Annotated in this window: 14 protein-coding genes; 9 read left to right on the top strand and 5 right to left on the bottom strand. The window is 63.6% G+C overall.

Annotated features, from left to right (window positions below):
- Positions 1-3: 3 nt before the first annotated feature.
- The 5 genes from BMW76_RS28430 (at position 4) to glmS (ending at position 5,691) form a co-directional block, all read left to right on the top strand.
- On the top strand, positions 4-819 hold the full coding sequence (locus BMW76_RS28430; protein ID WP_090871316.1) for an SDR family oxidoreductase: 816 nt from the start codon (positions 4-6) through the stop codon (positions 817-819).
- A 102-nt stretch (positions 820-921) separates the two neighbouring features.
- Positions 922-1,317 carry a dihydroneopterin aldolase gene (locus BMW76_RS28425; protein ID WP_090871314.1) on the top strand — a complete coding sequence of 132 codons (396 nt, stop codon included), beginning with the start codon at positions 922-924 and terminating at the stop codon, positions 1,315-1,317.
- A 3-nt stretch (positions 1,318-1,320) separates the two neighbouring features.
- Positions 1,321-2,322 (top strand): tRNA 2-thiocytidine(32) synthetase TtcA, encoded by a 1,002-nt coding sequence (gene ttcA / locus BMW76_RS28420; RefSeq protein WP_090871312.1) that lies wholly within the window; start codon positions 1,321-1,323, stop codon positions 2,320-2,322.
- Between the two features lie 133 nt (positions 2,323-2,455).
- Positions 2,456-3,817 (top strand): bifunctional UDP-N-acetylglucosamine diphosphorylase/glucosamine-1-phosphate N-acetyltransferase GlmU, encoded by a 1,362-nt coding sequence (glmU, locus tag BMW76_RS28415; protein WP_090871311.1) that lies wholly within the window; start codon positions 2,456-2,458, stop codon positions 3,815-3,817.
- Between the two features lie 56 nt (positions 3,818-3,873).
- Entirely contained in the window at positions 3,874-5,691 is a 1,818-nt protein-coding gene (gene glmS, locus BMW76_RS28410; protein WP_090871309.1) for a glutamine--fructose-6-phosphate transaminase (isomerizing), read from the top strand.
- Positions 5,692-5,835: 144 nt separating this feature from the next.
- Here the strand turns inward: glmS and BMW76_RS28405 are convergent, their stop codons facing one another.
- Positions 5,836-6,681 carry a class I SAM-dependent methyltransferase gene (locus tag BMW76_RS28405; protein ID WP_143062342.1) on the bottom strand — a complete coding sequence of 282 codons (846 nt, stop codon included), beginning with the start codon at positions 6,679-6,681 and terminating at the stop codon, positions 5,836-5,838.
- A gap of 718 nt (positions 6,682-7,399) precedes the next feature.
- Between BMW76_RS28405 and BMW76_RS28400 the strand changes: the two genes are divergently transcribed.
- Positions 7,400-7,666, top strand: a complete 267-nt coding sequence (locus BMW76_RS28400; RefSeq protein ID WP_090871409.1) for a hypothetical protein — start codon at positions 7,400-7,402, stop codon at positions 7,664-7,666.
- A gap of 515 nt (positions 7,667-8,181) precedes the next feature.
- Here the strand turns inward: BMW76_RS28400 and BMW76_RS28395 are convergent.
- Positions 8,182-9,336 carry a Gfo/Idh/MocA family protein gene (locus BMW76_RS28395; RefSeq protein WP_090871305.1) on the bottom strand — a complete coding sequence of 385 codons (1,155 nt, stop codon included), beginning with the start codon at positions 9,334-9,336 and terminating at the stop codon, positions 8,182-8,184.
- Positions 9,337-9,366: 30 nt separating this feature from the next.
- Positions 9,367-10,563 (bottom strand): phytanoyl-CoA dioxygenase family protein, encoded by a 1,197-nt coding sequence (locus tag BMW76_RS28390; RefSeq protein ID WP_090871303.1) that lies wholly within the window; start codon positions 10,561-10,563, stop codon positions 9,367-9,369.
- 130 nt (positions 10,564-10,693) lie between these two features.
- On the opposite strand from BMW76_RS28390, the gene BMW76_RS28385 reads away from it, so the two are divergent.
- Positions 10,694-11,782 (top strand): LacI family DNA-binding transcriptional regulator, encoded by a 1,089-nt coding sequence (locus BMW76_RS28385; RefSeq protein WP_090871301.1) that lies wholly within the window; start codon positions 10,694-10,696, stop codon positions 11,780-11,782.
- Between the two features lie 220 nt (positions 11,783-12,002).
- On the opposite strand, the gene BMW76_RS28380 is transcribed toward BMW76_RS28385, so the two are convergent.
- Positions 12,003-13,616: a sensor domain-containing diguanylate cyclase gene (locus tag BMW76_RS28380; protein WP_090871299.1), complete on the bottom strand. Its 1,614-nt coding sequence runs from the start codon at positions 13,614-13,616 to the stop codon at positions 12,003-12,005.
- A gap of 313 nt (positions 13,617-13,929) precedes the next feature.
- On the opposite strand from BMW76_RS28380, the gene BMW76_RS28375 reads away from it, so the two are divergent.
- Positions 13,930-15,111, top strand: a complete 1,182-nt coding sequence (locus BMW76_RS28375) for a YbfB/YjiJ family MFS transporter (RefSeq protein ID WP_407669034.1) — start codon at positions 13,930-13,932, stop codon at positions 15,109-15,111.
- A gap of 458 nt (positions 15,112-15,569) precedes the next feature.
- On the top strand, positions 15,570-15,842 hold the full coding sequence (locus tag BMW76_RS28370; RefSeq protein ID WP_090871297.1) for a hypothetical protein: 273 nt from the start codon (positions 15,570-15,572) through the stop codon (positions 15,840-15,842).
- 88 nt (positions 15,843-15,930) lie between these two features.
- Here BMW76_RS28370 and BMW76_RS28365 read toward each other — a convergent pair whose 3' ends face one another.
- Positions 15,931-16,881: a DMT family transporter gene (locus BMW76_RS28365; protein ID WP_090871296.1), complete on the bottom strand. Its 951-nt coding sequence runs from the start codon at positions 16,879-16,881 to the stop codon at positions 15,931-15,933.
- Positions 16,882-17,160: the final 279 nt, after the last annotated feature.

Raw genomic sequence — 17,160 nt, 5'->3', positions numbered from 1 at the left:
TAAATGACCGCCTCGAACGACACTTCCGCCGCCAACGCCCGACGCGAGCGCGTCGTCCTCGTCACGGGCGCTTCGCACCGGATCGGCCGGGGGCTGGCCGTCGGCTTTGCGGCGGCGGGCTGGGACGTGGCGGTGCATTACGGCTCGTCGAAGGCGAAAGCCGACGACGTGGTCGCGGAAATCGCCGCGCTGGGCCGGCGCGCCGTCGCGCTGAGGGCCGATTTGTCCGTCGAGGCGGAAGTCGAGCGGCTCGTGCCCGATTGCATCGCGGCGCTCGGGCGTCCGTCGTGCATCGTGAACAACGCGTCGCTGTTCGACGAGGACACCGCGCTCGACATCGGCTACGCGAAGTTGCTGCATCTGACGTCGATCAACGTCGGCGCGCCGCTCGTGCTCGCGCGGATGTTGCACGAAGTCACGCCCGAGGCGGCGCTGCACGACGAGGCGCTGCGCAGTGCCGTCATCAACGTGCTCGACCAGAAGCTGTACAACATGAATCCGGACTACCTGTCGTACACCGTGTCGAAGGCCGCGCTCGGCACGGCGACCGTCGCGCTTGCGCAGGCGCTGGCGCCGAAGGTGCGCGTCGTGGGCCTCGCGCCCGGTCTCACGCTGCAATCCGGCGATCAGACGGCGGAGAGCTTCGCGGCCGCGCACAAGGTCACGCCGCTCGGCCGCGCGTCGCGCATCGAGGATATCGTCGCGGCCGCGCTGTATCTCGCGGATGCGCGGGGCGTCACGGGTACGACGCTGGTTGTCGACGGCGGGCAGCATCTCGTGCCGCTGCCGCGCGACGTAATGTTTTTGACGGGCGCCTGACCACGAGGTCGCGCCCCACCGGCGCGCCGCGAAGCGCGCCCAATTGCAACTGCGTGCCGCACGCACCCTTTTGCGCACGCACCCTTTTGTACTGGAACGAACATGTCTGCCGCTTTGCTTCATCCTCGGCTCGCTGATTGCCGCCGGCTCTTTCTGCGCAACTACGAGGTGCACATCAACATCGGCGTGCATGAGTTCGAAAAGCGCGGCGAGCAGCGCGTGGTGATCAATGTCGAACTGTTCGTGCCGCTCGCGCTATCGACGCCCGTCGAAGACAAGCTGCGCGAAGTCGTCGACTACGACTTCATGCGCGCGACAATCGCACAGCGCGTGAGCCAGGGGCATATCCATCTGCAGGAAACGCTCTGCGACGACCTGGCCAAGGCGCTGCTCGCGCATCCGCAGGTCCGCGCCGTGCGCCTTTCGACGGAAAAGCCCGATGTTTATTCCGACTGCGATGCCGTGGGCGTCGAAGTCTTCCAGATCAAAGAGGACTGAGCGATGAACGCTCCCGAAACGTTGACGGGCGTCGACGCGAATGCCGCCGGAGCCGAAGCGCCAGCTGACGAGCGCAAGCGCGCGCTCACGCGCCGCGAGCAGAAAGAAGCGTACGAGAACAACAAGCTGTTCAAGCGGCTCGCGCGCCAGGTCGGCCAGGCGATCGGCGACTACAACATGATCGAGCACGGCGACAAGGTAATGGTGTGCCTGTCGGGCGGCAAGGACAGCTATGCGATGCTCGATATCCTGATGCGTCTGCGCGAGCGCGCGCCGATCGACTTCGAGATCGTCGCCGTGAACCTCGACCAGAAGCAGCCGGGCTTTCCGGAACACGTGCTGCCCGAATACCTGAGCAAACTGGACATCCCGTTCCATATCGAGAATCAGGACACGTACAGCATTGTCAAGCGCCTCGTGCCCGAGGGCAAGACGACGTGCTCGCTGTGCTCGCGTCTGCGGCGCGGCATTCTGTATCGCGTGGCGGGCGAACTCGGCGCGACCAAGATCGCGCTCGGCCATCATCGCGACGACATCCTGCAGACGCTGCTGCTGAACCTGTTCTACGGCGGCAAGCTGAAGGGCATGCCGCCCAAGCTGCAATCCGATGACGGCAAAAACGTCGTGATCCGTCCCCTCGCGTATGTGAAGGAAACGGACCTCGAAAAATACGCGGAATTGCGCGAATTCCCGATCATTCCGTGCAATCTGTGCGGCAGCCAGCCGAACCTGAAACGCGCGGAAATGAAGGCGCTGATCCGCGAATGGGAGAAGCGTTTCCCGGGCCGCGTCGACAACATGTTCAATGCGCTATCGAACGTGGTGCCGTCGCATCTGATGGACCACAAGCTGTTCCCGTTCACGAATCTGCGCGCGACGGGCGAAGCCGATCCGCAAGGCGATATCGCGTTCGACGAAGAGCCGTGCTCCACCGATTCCGCACCGGACGGCACGCGGGAGAGTGCGGCGCAAACGATCTCATTCGTGCAATTCGACGATCTCTAACAGATTCGTCAGATCCCCGCAAAGCCTTTCAGCACCGGCATTTGCGGGGATTTGTCGGTCTGCCCGGCAACGTTGGCGTCATGCGCAGCGTGCTAGAATCGCCCACTCCAAACTCGTCATAGATGCCCACGTCATGAATATCGTGATTCTGGCGGCAGGCACTGGCAAGCGCATGCGCTCCGCGTTGCCGAAAGTGCTTCATCCCCTGGCCGGCCGGCCGCTTCTCGCTCATGTCATCGATACTGCTCGCACGCTGAATCCGACGCGCCTCGTCGTCGTGATCGGTCACGGCGCGGAACAGGTCCGCACGGCCGTCGCGGCACCCGATGTGCAATTCGCGTTGCAGGAGCAGCAGCTCGGCACGGGGCACGCGGTGCAGCAGGCCTTGCCGCTGCTCGATCCGTCGCAGCCGACGCTCGTGCTCTACGGCGATGTGCCCCTCACGAAAGCGGGCACGCTCAAGCGTCTGACCGATAGCGCGGGCCACGACGGCTACGGCGTGCTCACGGTGACGCTCGACGATCCCACCGGCTACGGCCGCATCGTGCGCGATGCGAACGGCAAGGTCGAGCGCATCGTCGAACAGAAGGACGCGACGCCGGAGCAGCAGAAGATCGCCGAGATCAACACGGGCATCGTCGTGATGCCGACCAGGCGCCTCGACGGCTGGCTGTCGTCGCTGAAGAACGACAACGCGCAGGGTGAGTTCTACCTGACCGACGTGGTCGAGCTGGCGATCGAAGCGGGCATCGATGTCGTCACCGCGCAGCCCGACGAAGAGTGGGAAACGCTCGGCGTCAACAGCAAGCAGCAGCTTGCCGAACTGGAGCGCATTCATCAGCGCAATGTCGCGGACGAATTGCTCGTCGCGGGCGTGACGATTGCGGACCCGGCGCGTATCGACGTGCGCGGCTCGCTCGAATGCGGCCGCGATGTGTCGATCGACGTGAATTGCGTATTCGAAGGCGAGGTCACGCTGGCCGATAACGTAACGATCGGGCCCAACTGCGTGATCCGCAACGCGACCATCGGCGCGGGCACGCGCGTCGATGCCTATACGCATATCGAAGGCGCGCAGATCGGCGCGCAGGTCGTGCTCGGTCCTTACGCGCGCCTGCGTCCGGGTGCGACGCTCTCGGACGAGACGCACGTCGGCAACTTCGTCGAAGTGAAGAACGCGGTGCTGGGCCACGGGTCGAAGGCGAATCACCTGTCGTATATCGGCGATTCGGATGTCGGTGCGCGCGTGAATATCGGCGCGGGCACGATTACCTGCAACTACGACGGCGCGAACAAATTCCGCACGATCATCGAAGACGATGTGTTCGTCGGCTCGGATACGCAACTCGTGGCGCCCGTGCGCGTCGGCCGCGGCGTGACGATCGCGGCGGGCACGACGGTGTGGAAGGACGTCGAGGAAGGCCTTCTCGTGCTCAACGAGAAGACCCAGGTCGGCAAGACGGGCTACGTGCGCCCGACGAAAAAGAAAAGCTGAAGGGAGCCGCGCGCGAAGTGCGCTGCGGACCCTAACTCTGCAAAGGATCATTGATTATGTGCGGCATTGTCGGCGCGGTAGCGCAGCGAAACATCGTTTCTGTTCTGATCGAAGGATTGCGTCGCCTCGAATATCGCGGCTATGACTCATGCGGCGTCGCCGTGCTCGCGGGCGGCGAGCCGAAGCGCGCGCGCAGCGTGGCGCGCGTCGCGGATCTCGACGAGCAGGTGTGCGAGACGCGCCTCGAAGGCGTGACGGGTATCGCGCACACGCGCTGGGCGACGCACGGCGCGCCCGTCACCGACAACGCGCACCCGATCTTCTCGCGCAACGAACTCGCGATCGTCCACAACGGCATCATCGAGAACTACGAGACGCTGCGCGAAATGCTGCGCGGCAAGGGCTACGAATTCATCTCGCAGACCGATACGGAAGTGATCGCGCATCTGATCCACAGCCTGTATCACGGCGATCTGTTCGCGGCCGTGCGCGAAGCGACGGGGCACTTGCACGGCGCTTACGCGATCGCCGTGCTGCACAAGAGCCAGCCGCATACGGTGGTGGGCGCGCGCCAAGGGTCGCCGCTCGTGGTCGGCCTCGGGGAAGGCGAGAACTTCCTCGCGTCGGACGCGCTTGCGCTGGCGGGCAGCACCGATCGCTTCATGTTCCTCGAAGAAGGCGACGTCTGCGAACTGACGCTCGAAAAGGTCCGCGTGTTCGATCGCGACGGCAAGCCGGCCGAGCGCGACGTCCGCCAGGTCGCGGCATACGGCGGCGCGGTCGAGCTTGGCCCGTATCGCCATTTCATGCAGAAGGAAATCTTCGAGCAGCCGCGCGCGATCTCGGACACGATTCCGCAATCCGATGTGTTCGATGCGTCGCTGTTCGGCGAAGGCGCCGCGAAGGCATTTGAGGAAATCGACAGCCTGCTGGTTCTCGCGTGCGGCACGAGCTACTACTCGGGCCTGACGGCAAAGTACTGGCTCGAATCGATCGCGAAGATTCCGACGCAGGTCGAGATTGCAAGCGAATACCGTTATCGCGATTCAGTGCCGAATCCGAAGTCGCTCGTCGTCGTGATTTCACAATCGGGCGAAACGGCCGACACGATTGCGGCGCTTAAGCACGCGCAATCGCTGGGGCACACGCACACGCTGGCGGTGTGCAACGTCGCCACGAGCGCGATGGTGCGCATGACGGAGTTGTCGTTCCTCACGCACGCGGGCCGCGAGATCGGCGTCGCGTCGACGAAGGCTTTCACGACGCAACTGGTCGCGCTGTTCGTGCTCGCTGCGACGCTCGGCAAGCTGCGTGGCCACATCAGCGCGAAGCAGGAAGCCGACTACATCCGCCAGCTGCGCCATTTGCCCGCGGCGCTCAACAGCGTGCTGGCACTGGAGCCGCAGATCATCGCGTGGTCGGAGGAGTTCTCGCGCAAGGAGAATGCGCTGTTCCTCGGCCGTGGCCTGCACTATCCGATCGCGCTGGAAGGCGCGCTCAAGCTCAAGGAAATCTCGTACATCCACGCTGAGGCGTATCCGGCGGGCGAACTGAAGCACGGGCCGCTGGCGCTCGTCACGGAGGCGATGCCCGTCGTGACAGTCGCGCCGAATGACGCGCTGCTCGAAAAGCTCAAGTCGAACATTCAGGAAGTGCGCGCGCGCGGCGGCCAGCTGTATGTGTTCGCCGATGCCGACACGAAGATCCTCAACGACGAAGGGCTGCACGTGATCCGCATGCCGGAGCACTACGGCTTGCTGTCGCCGATTCTGCACGTCGTGCCGCTGCAGTTGCTCGCGTATCACACGGCGTGCTCGCGCGGGACAGACGTGGACAAGCCGCGCAATCTCGCGAAATCGGTCACGGTGGAGTGAGGCTGTTCGCTCTGCGGTGATGTTGCTGTTGCTGTTGTCGTTTCGCAAGCGTTCCCGATGCGGCGCCAGGTTGGCGGTCGTATCGGGAACGCCTCGAATTCAAGCTCCCCCTTCCTCCATTGCCTGACGTTCGCTCGCGAATGCTCAAGGCTTCGCCGCGCTCGCCAGCACGCACGGCATCGGTATCCGAACCTCGCCGGCGCTTTCATATCGCGCAGCCCCTTCGGTGATAGCCTTCTCGATCGAGTCCAGCGCCTCTGGCGTCTGCGCATTCAGGATCGCGGAAATGCGCACGCCGCCTCGCCTCACCATGTCGAATAGCGCGCCCGGCGCTCGCGCGTGCAAAGTCAGCCCGATTTCCTGGAGATGCGGATCGAGAAAGCCTGCGTCAACGAGCACACGCTTGCATTCGTCCCAGTCGCTGAACCGGAAGAAGGGCGGCCCTGGCGGCAACTGAACATCCATCTGACCATGAGCCTCGATCGCCTTCAGCACGATCGCGAAACCGGCTGCCTTGTCGGGCGTCGACCAATTCGTGAAGCCGACCTTGCCTCCGGGCCGCAGCACCCTGAACGCCTCCAGAAGCGCCTGCTCTGGATTCGAGAAGTGCAGCATCCCAAAGTTGATGCCGACAGCGTCGACACACTCGTCGGGAAACGGCAGGTCTTCCGCGCGGCCGAACCTGAACGTCAGCGCGGGATAGATGCGCCGTGCCTGATCGACCATCGATTCGGCAAAGTCGACGCCGACGGCATCGGCGCCGCGCTTCGCGGCCGACGCGGCGAGATAGCCGGGGCCCGATGCGACATCGAGGAAGCGGGTGCCGCGGCGGACGTCCAGCGCATCGAGCAACGGGCCATGGGACTGAATGGTCAAGTTACCGAAATACGTGTGATAAGGCTGCGCAGCCCGTTCCCAGCCTCGATGTTCGAAGGCGCCGAATTCGCTTTCTTCCATATGGCTTTTCTCCAGACGCTTTATGGCGTTCATGACGATAGCGAGCGATGCCTGTCCGCGACGGCGCGATCATCCCGTCGCCGCGATTTCGCGCGATGAATTCCGTTATAGGCTCCTGGTGCGAGAGTGCAACGATCAATCGATCGCCGTCTGAATTCACGCGGGTCTGACATCCGGATGTCCACACGATGCTCTGGACAACATGGGGATATCGCGGAGGCGATTGCTGTGGACGGATTCTGCGTAAACACGCGGAGCACTCAAACGCGGGAAAAGTTATCCAAGGCTGCCGCCACGGGTCCCACGCTTATGCGCATGGGTATCCGTTTCGCAATCGATTGAACGCAATGCGGATTTGATGCTTGTCCACAGAAAACGGCGATGCTTGTTAACTGCTACTACGTATACATATCGATGAGTTAAAAGCGTTGAGTAATGGATGCGTACCGGGTGAATGTGCAGCAGACGATGGAAATTGCCTGTTCGCTGGACAACACTGAATTGATGAGTCTGTCATGCGTGAACAGCAATCCCGCAGTGTCGGTTTGGCAAAGGCAGTGCAAGCGCGTTGTGTGCGGAGCAGGCCAACACTCGTCGGTGTGAGGTTCCCCTCTTGAGTCGCGCGCGAGAGCCGGCATGTCCCGCGCAGCAAGCCTTACGGCCCCGCGAGCGCTTCATGGGCATGCCCATTGCTTTTTACTGCGTGCCCGCCAATGAAGCGGACCTCATCACATATCAGCCGGAGGCGATCGTGCTTGCAGCAAAACCTTGTACTGCGACGTGTGTCATTGATGGAATGGCGGTCACGCTCACTTTTTTTCCTGACACGGGCGTCCTGCGCATTACGGACAGCACGGGCAGCCGTCTGAGAGAAACACGCTGGTCCGCTTCGTGGGACAGCCTCGTCGCGACGTTCCGCGAACTCAGCGAAACGGACGACGAAGACCGCGCCGATCCCGACGTGCTGTTCGGCAGCGTCTACCGTTCGCACGCGGCGAGCACGCGCTTCGCAACGTGAACGTATCGCGCGACGCTGGCCGCCCGCGAACAAACGGGCGAACAGCGCCACGAATCGCCCTCGCTTCAGTCAATTGATTGCGCGCGCCCGCTCCTATACTTCTTTCCATGGAGCAACGATTCAACAAGCCCCATCGATGCGGTTCCCCTCCGCGTCGTGCGTGACCGTAGGTTGCCTGCAGTTCGATCAGCAGTTTGAAGTCCTCGATTGCAATAGCAGTAGGGCAGTACAGCAGTGGCGCAGTACAGCAGTAGCGAAGTAACGCAGTCGGCAACAGCAGTCGTAGCAGCGGCAAACGAGCAGTCGATTTACCGATTTAGCAGAATGCAGTTGGGGTTAGCAGCAAGGAGTAGGCGCGGGGCCAAATCGAAGCAAAAAGAAGCGTGACCAATAACAGCTTCATGTGATGAGCAGCAGTCGGCAAGCATCCACGCGCCTGTACGATATGACTCATCCACCGAGCCCTGTTCCCCCGCGGAACAGGGCTCTTTTTTTCGGCGCAGACGATCCGCAGATTAAGCGCGCTCGACGTCCTGCCACGTGCCTGCCGCCATGCTCTTCACCGAGGCATCGACGAACGCGAGTCCCTTCACGCCATCGCTTACGCCCGGAAAGAGTGTAGGTCTGTCACCCCGTTCACCTTCACTGATCCGCCCGGCGACACGTTCCGCGAACTCCGTATAAAGATTCGCGAACGCTTCCAGATAACCTTCGGGATGGCCGATGGCGATGCGCGTCGAGCGTTGCGCGCCTTCGCTCATCGTCGGGCCGAGTCTGCGCGTGATGATTTGCTCGAAGCCGTCATGCCGGCGATGAATCAGTCGGTTCGGCTCTTCCTGATGCCATTCGAGGCCGCCTTTGTCGCCGTGGATGCGAAAGCTCAGTCCATGCTCGGAGCCCGCCGCCGCATTCGTCACCCAGAGCGAGCCGCGCGCGCCGTTCTCATAGCGCAGCAGCGCGGAAACGTAATCGTCGATGATGCGGCCGGGAATCGCCGAGCCGACGTCCGCGCACACGCGCGTGACGTCGAGGCCGGTGACGTACGCGCCCAGATGAAACGCGTGCGTGCCGATATCCATCAGCACGAGCGAGCGTCCCGCGCGTCCCTCTTCCGTGCGCCATCCTGCGGGCAGATCGTGCGCAGCCAGGTAGCTTTGCACGTATTGCAGATGCACCTGGCGAATCTCGCCGAGCTCGCCAGCACGGACCATATCGCGCGCCTGGCGCACCATCGGAAAGCCAGAGTAGCAGTACGTCACGCAGAACTCCGCGTTTGTCGCGTCGACGCGCGCCGCGATCTCGCGCGCCTGCGCCAGATCGTTGGCCAGCGGTTTGTCGCAGATCACGTGAAAGCCGTTGTCCAGCGCCATCATGCAGATCGCGTGATGCGAGTCGTTGGGCGTCATCACCGCGACCACGTCGATGCGGTCGGGCCGCGCGGCTTCCGCTTCGATCATCTGCTGCCAGGACGGATACGCGCGTTCCTCGTCGATGCCGAGATTCAACGCCGCCTGCCGCGCGCGCTCTGCATCGGAAGACAGCGCGCCCGCGACGATGTCGTAATGGCCATCCAGTCGCGCCGCAATGCGATGCGTCTCGCCGATGATCGAGCCCGGGCCGCCGCCGATCAATCCAAGCCGAATGCGTCTGCCGATGGTGCTTATCGTCATGTCGTCTCCGTGGTTCGAGTGAGTGTATGACTAGTGCGTCGCGTTGCGGGCTTCGAGATCGCGCAGCGCTTCGGCGAATTTTTCGTCGGACCAGTGTTCATCGAGCGCCGTCGCGAAGATCTGTTGCTGGCTCGCGGGCGCGAGTCCGCCGACGGGCGGATTGCGATCGAGATTGGTCGGAAACGCGTAGCCTTCCGCGCACGATGCGATCACGGCCGCGGCTTCCGTTGCGCCGATCCGCTGTTGCGCGCGCATCGCACGCAACGCGGGAAACACGGCATTGCACATGCGCGTGCGATCGAGCGATTCCATCGCGCGTCCATAAGCCGACGACACCTGCAGCAGATTCGCCATTCGCTGCACGTCGCGCGTGCGGTTCGAACCGGCCGCGTGAAAGAGCGCGGGACTGAAGAAGATCGCATCGCCCTTTTGCAGCGGCAGCTGCGCGTAGTGAGATTCGAAATACTCGCGGAAATCCGCGCGGCGCCACGCGACATAGCCCTGCGGATAACGCTGCGAAAACGGCAGCAGCTTGGTCGGCCCGCTATCGACGGGCATGTCGCTGTGCGCGACGGCGCCTTGCAGCGTCAGCAGCGCCGACATCGAATGCACATGGGCAGGAAAGCGCTGCGCTTCATCGACGGTGAGAAAGCCTAGATGAAAATCGCGGTGTGCCTGTTGCGCCTCACCGCCCGGCCGCACGACGTTCACCTGTGATGTCATCTGGTAGCCGGGGCCGAGCCACGCTTCGGCAGCCGCCATCAGAATCGGATTCGCGAAGTAGCGCACGAACACTTCCGGCGCGGCGAGGCAGAGCTTTTCCTGCGCGTTCCAGATGCGGTCGTTCGCGCCGGCCTTCGCGAAGTGATCGGCGCGGCCGCCTGCCTTGCGCTCGCTTCGAATGATCGATTCGAAGATCGCGGTGGCATCGTCGATCGCGGACGTGTCTGCGTAGGCTCGCTTGAGCACGAACACGCCGGCGCCGTCGAGCAATACGTCGGCCCATTCGGCGAGCAGCTCGAGACGGCGCGATGCATCGGCCACGACAGGCCGCAGCGCTTCGCAGTCGTACACGGGAATCGCCTGTTCGATGGCGGCGGCGAAGCGCGGCCGTGCATGCGCTTCGCGCGAAGTGTCGATCAGCGTCGCGAAGTCGTCGACGGAACAGTCCGCTTCGCGAAACCATGCATGCGCGCCCGATGTAAAACGTCGAGGGTTCTGGCTCATGTCGTCTCCCGTCCCATGCAACCTGATTGCCGGATGTTTCGGATCAGCTTATCGCCAAACTCCGGCGCTGCGTTACCATCGAAACATCAAAAACACATCAAATATGGGCGGCACTTTCGCTCGCTGATCCATGAGTCATCCCTTTCTGATCAAGGAAATCGCGTTGCAGGCGGGGCTCGGCACGGCCACCGTCGATCGCGTGCTGAACGGCCGCGCGCACGTTCGCGAGCACACGCGCCGTCGCGTGACGCAGGCGATCAGGGAACTGGAGAAGCAGCAGATGACGATGGCGACGAGCGGGCGCAAGCTCGTCGTCGATGTCGTCGTAGAGGCGCCGCGCCGTTTCGCCGACGAGATCCGCGACGCGCTCGAAGACACGATTCCGAGCCTGCATCCGGCGATTTTCCGGCCGCGCTTTCTGATGCAGGAGACGATGACGACGGCGCAGGTCGTCGATGCGTTGCGCGCGATCGCGCGGCGCGGCAGTCATGGCGTGTTTCTCAAAGCGCGGGATGTGCCCGAGATCGCACAGGCGATCGCCGAGCTGAAGCAGCGCGAGATTCCCGTCGTGACGATGTTCACCGACATCCCGGCGTCGGAACGCATTGCGTATGCGGGGCTCAACAATCGCGTCGGCGGTGCGACGGCTGCGTATCTGATCGGCCATTGGATCGGCAGGCGCGCGGGCAACGTGCTCGTGACGATGAGCAACGAGCGCTTTCGCGGTGAAGAAGAGCGCGAGGCGAGCTTTCGCGCGACGCTTCGCGAACGCTACGCGCATCTGACGCTGATCGACGCGAGCGGCGGGCAGGGACTCGACGCGGAGACGGAAGGCCGCGTGCGCAAGGCAGTCGAAGCGCGGCAGAAGATCGCCGCCGTCTATTCGATGGGCGGCGGCAACGCGGCGATTCTGCGCGCGCTCAGTTCGCTGAACCAGCACCCGAAGTGCTTCATCGGACACGACCTGGATCGCGAGAACGTGCAGTTGCTGCGCGATCGCGCGATCACGGCGGTGCTGCATCACGACTTGCGGCAGGACATGCGATCGGCGTGTCAGCACGTGATGTGCTTTCACAAGCTGCTGCCTGGGTCGGCGGTAAGCGCGTCGTCGTCGGTCGTGGTGGTGACGCCGGAGAATATTCCGCACGAAGTGGCGCAGCGCTTTGCCGGGCGCGATGAGCGCAGCCAGCGCGAGAGCTGGCGGCCAAACTTCCGTTGAGGCGCGCGGCCTGCCTCACCCGTGCTCCTGGTTTCGATCAGAAAAGAAAAACGCCACGGACAAAAGCCGTGGCGCGCAAATCGTCCCGATGATTCCGACTGCGTGGAGAATCATGGAGAACCTGGAGACGCGAACAAGTCTATGTCGACGCCGCGCGTGGCTATCGCGCGAATAGTGAGCGTTTTTCCCCGCAATTCAAGTGCGTTTCACGCGTCGCGGTTCAGGCATGCCGTTTCGCCGGATCAGCATGATCTGCGTGATCGTGGACCTCATCCGTCGGCGCTTGCGCCTGCGTCCATTCCGCCGATTTCACCTGATTGCGCCCAGCCGCCTTCGCCGCATAGAGCTGCGCGTCGGCGGCGGCGACGAGTTCCGGCGGCGTGCCGCCGTCGGCGGGGCGGCATGTCGCGACACCGATGCTCACCGTCAAGCCGCCGTGATCGGGCGGCAGTTGCCTGACGTGCAACGTCTCGACGACGCGGCGGATTTTCTCGGCGACATGGACGGCTGCATTCGACGCCGTGTCCGGCAGCACGACGGCAAACTCTTCGCCGCCATATCGCGCGACCATGTCGACCGAGCGCCGCGCCACCGACGCGATGCAATCCGCGACGGCCGCCAGCACTTCGTCGCCGGCTGCGTGGCCGTAGGTGTCGTTGAGGCGCTTGAAGTAATCGATGTCGATGAAGAGCACCGACAACGGCGCACCGTTGCGCCGCGCGCGGCGCCATTCCTCGTCGAGATGCAGGTCGAGCGTGCGGCGATTGCTCAGCTTGGTGAGCGGGTCGGTGGCGGCCAGCTCGGCGAGGCGCGCCTGCGCGCGCACCTTGTCGCGCAGCGTGAACGCAAGCGTCCAGCAAACCAGCACGACGATCGCACCCAGCATGAAGGTGAGTCCGCCCGCAATCACACTGCGCGTGCGCCATAGCGTGAGCACATCATCGACGGCAGGCGCGACGACTACCACGAGCGGCGTGCCGGGCACATGCTCGTACGAGTAGATGCGCTGCACATGATCGACGGGCGAATAGTCGATATACGACCCCGCTGTTCCCGTCCGCCTGTCAGCGTACAGCGGAATCCCTTTGACGTTGGTGCCGATCAGGCCTTCGACAAACGGCTTGCGCGCGAGCACCGTGCCATCGTCGCGCAGAATCGCGGCCGTTCCCGCGTCCCCCGTGCTGACCTTGTCGAGCAGCCGCTGCAGATAGGCGATGCGCACTGCGAGCAGCGCGACGCCCGCGAACGAGCCGTCGGGTGCATCGATGCGGCGGGAGAGTGCAAACGAAAGCTCATGACCGCGCAGCCGCGACCGGTACGGATGCGACACAAACAGGCCCGCATGCGGATCGCGCTGCTGAACGATGAAGTAGTCCCGGTCGTCGAACTTGACGGTCTTGTTGACGGGGCCTTGCTGCGTCGCCTTGAGCATGCCTTGCGCATCGACGACATAGGCGCCGCCGAGGTACGCGGCCAGTGTCGCGCGATCGAAGAGCATCGTGCGGCGCAGTTCATCGGGCATCTGCCAGACGGCGGGTTCCTGCGCGCGATGGACGATTTCCTGCAACGACAGGTCATAGATCTCGACGTTGCGCGCGATATCGCTCGAAATCAGCAGCACGAGATTCGCCGACGTTTCGCGTGCATGGTTCAGCGCATCGGTGCGTCCCGAGTAAAGCGTGGCCAGCGTCAGACCCGCCATCGCCGTCGCGATCAGCGTGCCCGCGATGCCCGTCAGGAACGGGCGATTGCCGACCGCTTGCGACACGGCCGCGCCGTGCGTGCGCTCGAGATGGCGAAGCCGGTGACGGATGGCCAGAAGCGGATTCAACACAAGAACGGTCTCTGTAGTGAAGATCGATACGCTATCAGGCTAGCGAAGTTTCCAGCAAGCGCCGCGCCGGCGTTCGATGCGCATCGAATGCGTGCCCACTGAACGCACGCTCGCGATGTACAGTGATAGCCCAACCGATTGACACGAACAACGACATGACGACTGGCTTCGCTCGCCGCAGATTTTCGTGGACCCACATCAGCCTCACCGATCTCATTGAACGAGGCGAGCGGCGGACAAGGGATGAAGCGCCAGCCGGCGAAGCGTCGCGCGCCGCGCAGGACGCTCGCCTGCCGCGCCGCGGACGGACGCTGTGGCTCGCCATCAGCTTGTCGATGGGCAGCGCGATTGCGCTTGGGCTCGCGCGCTTTTCGTACGCGCTGCTGTTGCCTTCGATGAAAAGGACCTCGGCTGGAGCTTCGCGCAAGCGGGCGCGATGAACACGGCGAACGCGCTCGGCTATCTGCTCGGCGCGCTGGCGTTTCCCCGACTGTCGCGGCGCTGGCCGGCGGGCGCGCTCTTTATCGGCGGATGCATTGCGACGGCCTTGCTGATGGCCGCGACCGGCACGCTGTCCGATACGAACACGCTGTTCGCGCAACGTGTCGCGACGGGCATCGCGAGCGCGTTCATCTTCGTGAGCGGCGGCGTGCTGGCGGCGCGGCTCGCATCGTCGAGCCCGCGCGATGCAGGGCTCGTTCTCGGCCTCTACTACGGCGGCACGGGATGGGGCATCGCCGCATCGGCGCTGCTCGTGCCCGCGACGCTCGTGCAGACCGTGCATGGCTGGCAATTCGCATGGTTTGCGCTTGCGGGTGCATGCGTTGCGTTGTCGATCGTCGCCGGCATCGCTGCGAAACGCGTCGACAGGCAGCACGTGTTGCGGACGAGCGCGGCAGGCGAAGCGGCCGCAACAACGCGGCCCGTGTCGATCTTTCGCTATGCGTTCGCGCTGTCCGGCTATGGGCTTTTCGGCGTTGGCTATATCGGCTACATGACATTCATCGTCGCGCTCCTGCGTGGCGGCGGCATGAGCGAAGGCGTCGTGACGGGCTTCTATGTGCTGCTCGGCATGGCGACGATCGTCTCCGCGCGCATCTGGTCGCGGCTGCTCGACCGCATGCGCGGCGGTCAGGCGCTGGCCGTCCTCAATGCGCTGCTTGCATTGGCGACGCTGTTGCCGGCGCTCGTCGCGCATCCCGCCGTCGCGTTTGCGTCTGGGCTGCTGTTCGGCGCGACGTTCCTTTCCGCCGTCGCATCGACGACAGCGTTCGTGCGCCACAACCTGCCCGCCGCGCATTGGGCGCGTGGCATCAGCGCTTTCACGATCGTCTTTGCGTTCGGGCAGATCGTCGGGCCGACGGTGATCGGCTGGGTCTCCGACGGCGCCGGTCTCGAACGCGGCCTCATTTATTCCGCATGTCTGCTTGCAGCGGGCGCAGCGCTTGCGACATGTCAGAGGACATGGGTGCATAAGGCCGATTCGGTCAACTGATCGTTTTCGTCCACGCGCACATGTACGCCGCAACAGCATATTCAATGCCACTTCAGGTGTTGCGCGAGCCGCACGCCGCATGGATTGCGGTCGCCAGCGCACAGACTGCGTGCATCGGCGGGAACACGATGAAAACCGACGAAATGCTCAGTGCTCCCATTCGAATCTGACTGTTGCTATTTCGTCAAAACAACTAGAGAGACGAGAGATCAACGCCTAAAGTTAAAGTGCTTTCTCAAGTCTCTTGTGCAGTGCGGGGGTGCTATGAAACGTAGAAACGCGCGACAACTGGTTCGGCTACTGTCCGACATGCGACACGCGGCGGATTGCAGGGCGCTTCGAGCGGCTGCGACGCAACGGGCGATGGAGCTTGCAGCAGCTGAGGCAGCGGAGGAAGAGCAGGACAAGCCTGACACAGCGCGTGAGGGCTCCCGCGACAAGACGACGTGGAGAACGTCATGAAACCCGCCACCGAGCAGTCGCTGCATTTTCTGGTCGACAAGTGGCTAGGGCCTGTTTCCGCACCTGTGCGCGTCACGCAGGTCGGCCGCACGAAATGGGACAAGACCCGCTACGTGCGCGTCGAGACATCGTTGCCGGACAGCCGGCGCTCGCTCTTCTTCTTTCGTCACGACGACGGCTGCTGGTGCGTCTTTCCGCCGACGCCGAAGAAACGCCGTTCCGACGACGAAAGCTGGCAGAGCGCGTTTGCCGGTCAGGCCGTCGCCTGAGGCGGTTCGTGACTGCACATAATTGCGCGTGAGCGGTCCTGGCTGCCCTTGGGCGTTCGCTCGCGGCGTGATCCCAGCCGGCCGCGCGTCAGGCCGGTTCCGCCGAATCGGGCGACACCTGGCGCCGGCCGCTCCACATCGGCATCACCTGGCAGACGATCAATCCCGCGAGCATCAGCGCGCAGCCGAGCATTGCGCGCGCCGCGAGCGTTTCGCCGAGTACGAGCCAGCCGGCCAGCGCGGCGAATACGCCTTCCATGCTGAAAATCACGGCGGCGTGCGCGGGCGCGGCATCTTTTTGCGCGACCACCTGAATCGTGTACGCGACGCCCACCGACAGCGCGCCGCCATAGAGAATCGTCGGCGCGGCGCGGACGATGTCGGTGAGGCGCAGCGGATCGACGGCGAGTCCGATCACGAGGCTCACGACGCCACACACGACGAATTGCACCAGCGCGAGCGCAAGCGGATCGTGTCGGCGCGCAAAACGGCTGACCAGCACCACCTGGGCGGAAATCACGATGGCACCCGCCAGCTGGAGCCAGTCGCCGTACAGAATCGAAAAATGCTCATCGACGCTCAGGAAGTACATGCCGAGCGCGGCCAACGTTGCGCCGAGCCACACGCCGAGGCCCGTCTGATGGCGCAGCACGACGCCCATCAACGGCACGATGACGACGTACAACGAGCTGATGAAGCCCGCGTTGGCGACTTTCGTGTACTGGAGGCCGATCTGCTGGCACGAAATCGACACGGCGACCAGCAGGCCGAGCAGCGCGCCATCGCGCCACAGCTTGCGTCCGATCGAAACGGCGACTGCAGGCGTCGTTTCCGTCGGGATGCCGGGCTTCCGGCGTCTAGCTAGCGACCAGACGATCAGCACGACGACCGCGCCCAGCAGAAAACGCAGCCCGGTAAAGAGAAACGGTCCGATTGCATCGAGGCTCAGGCGCTGCGCGACAAACGCGCTGCCCCAGATCATGGCGGCGACGAGCATCAGAAGATTCGCGCGCAGGTGTTGGCGGGTGGCGGTTTTCAAGCGGAGATTTCCTGCAAGGCAACTCGTTTCGCGCGATCCACGGCGCATAGGGCGCGCGGTTCTAGAGACGAAACGATGATTCATGACGGCATTGGCGGCAGCCGACATGATACCCAGGCACGCCATTGGCGAAGCGTTGACGGTATGAAAGCATCGAGTAAGCTAAATGTGTCCCCGAAAATACAATCCAACTTTATGGGATGACAAACTGCCTACGCTGCGTGATACTCCCCCGCGGGGAGCCGGGAGGCGCTGCGTGGCCCGGCCGGCTTCACCGTC

The sequence above is a fragment of the Paraburkholderia diazotrophica genome (assembly GCF_900108945.1).
Lineage (GTDB): Bacteria > Pseudomonadota > Gammaproteobacteria > Burkholderiales > Burkholderiaceae > Paraburkholderia > Paraburkholderia diazotrophica.
This window is presented reverse-complemented; position numbering and strand designations above follow the sequence as displayed.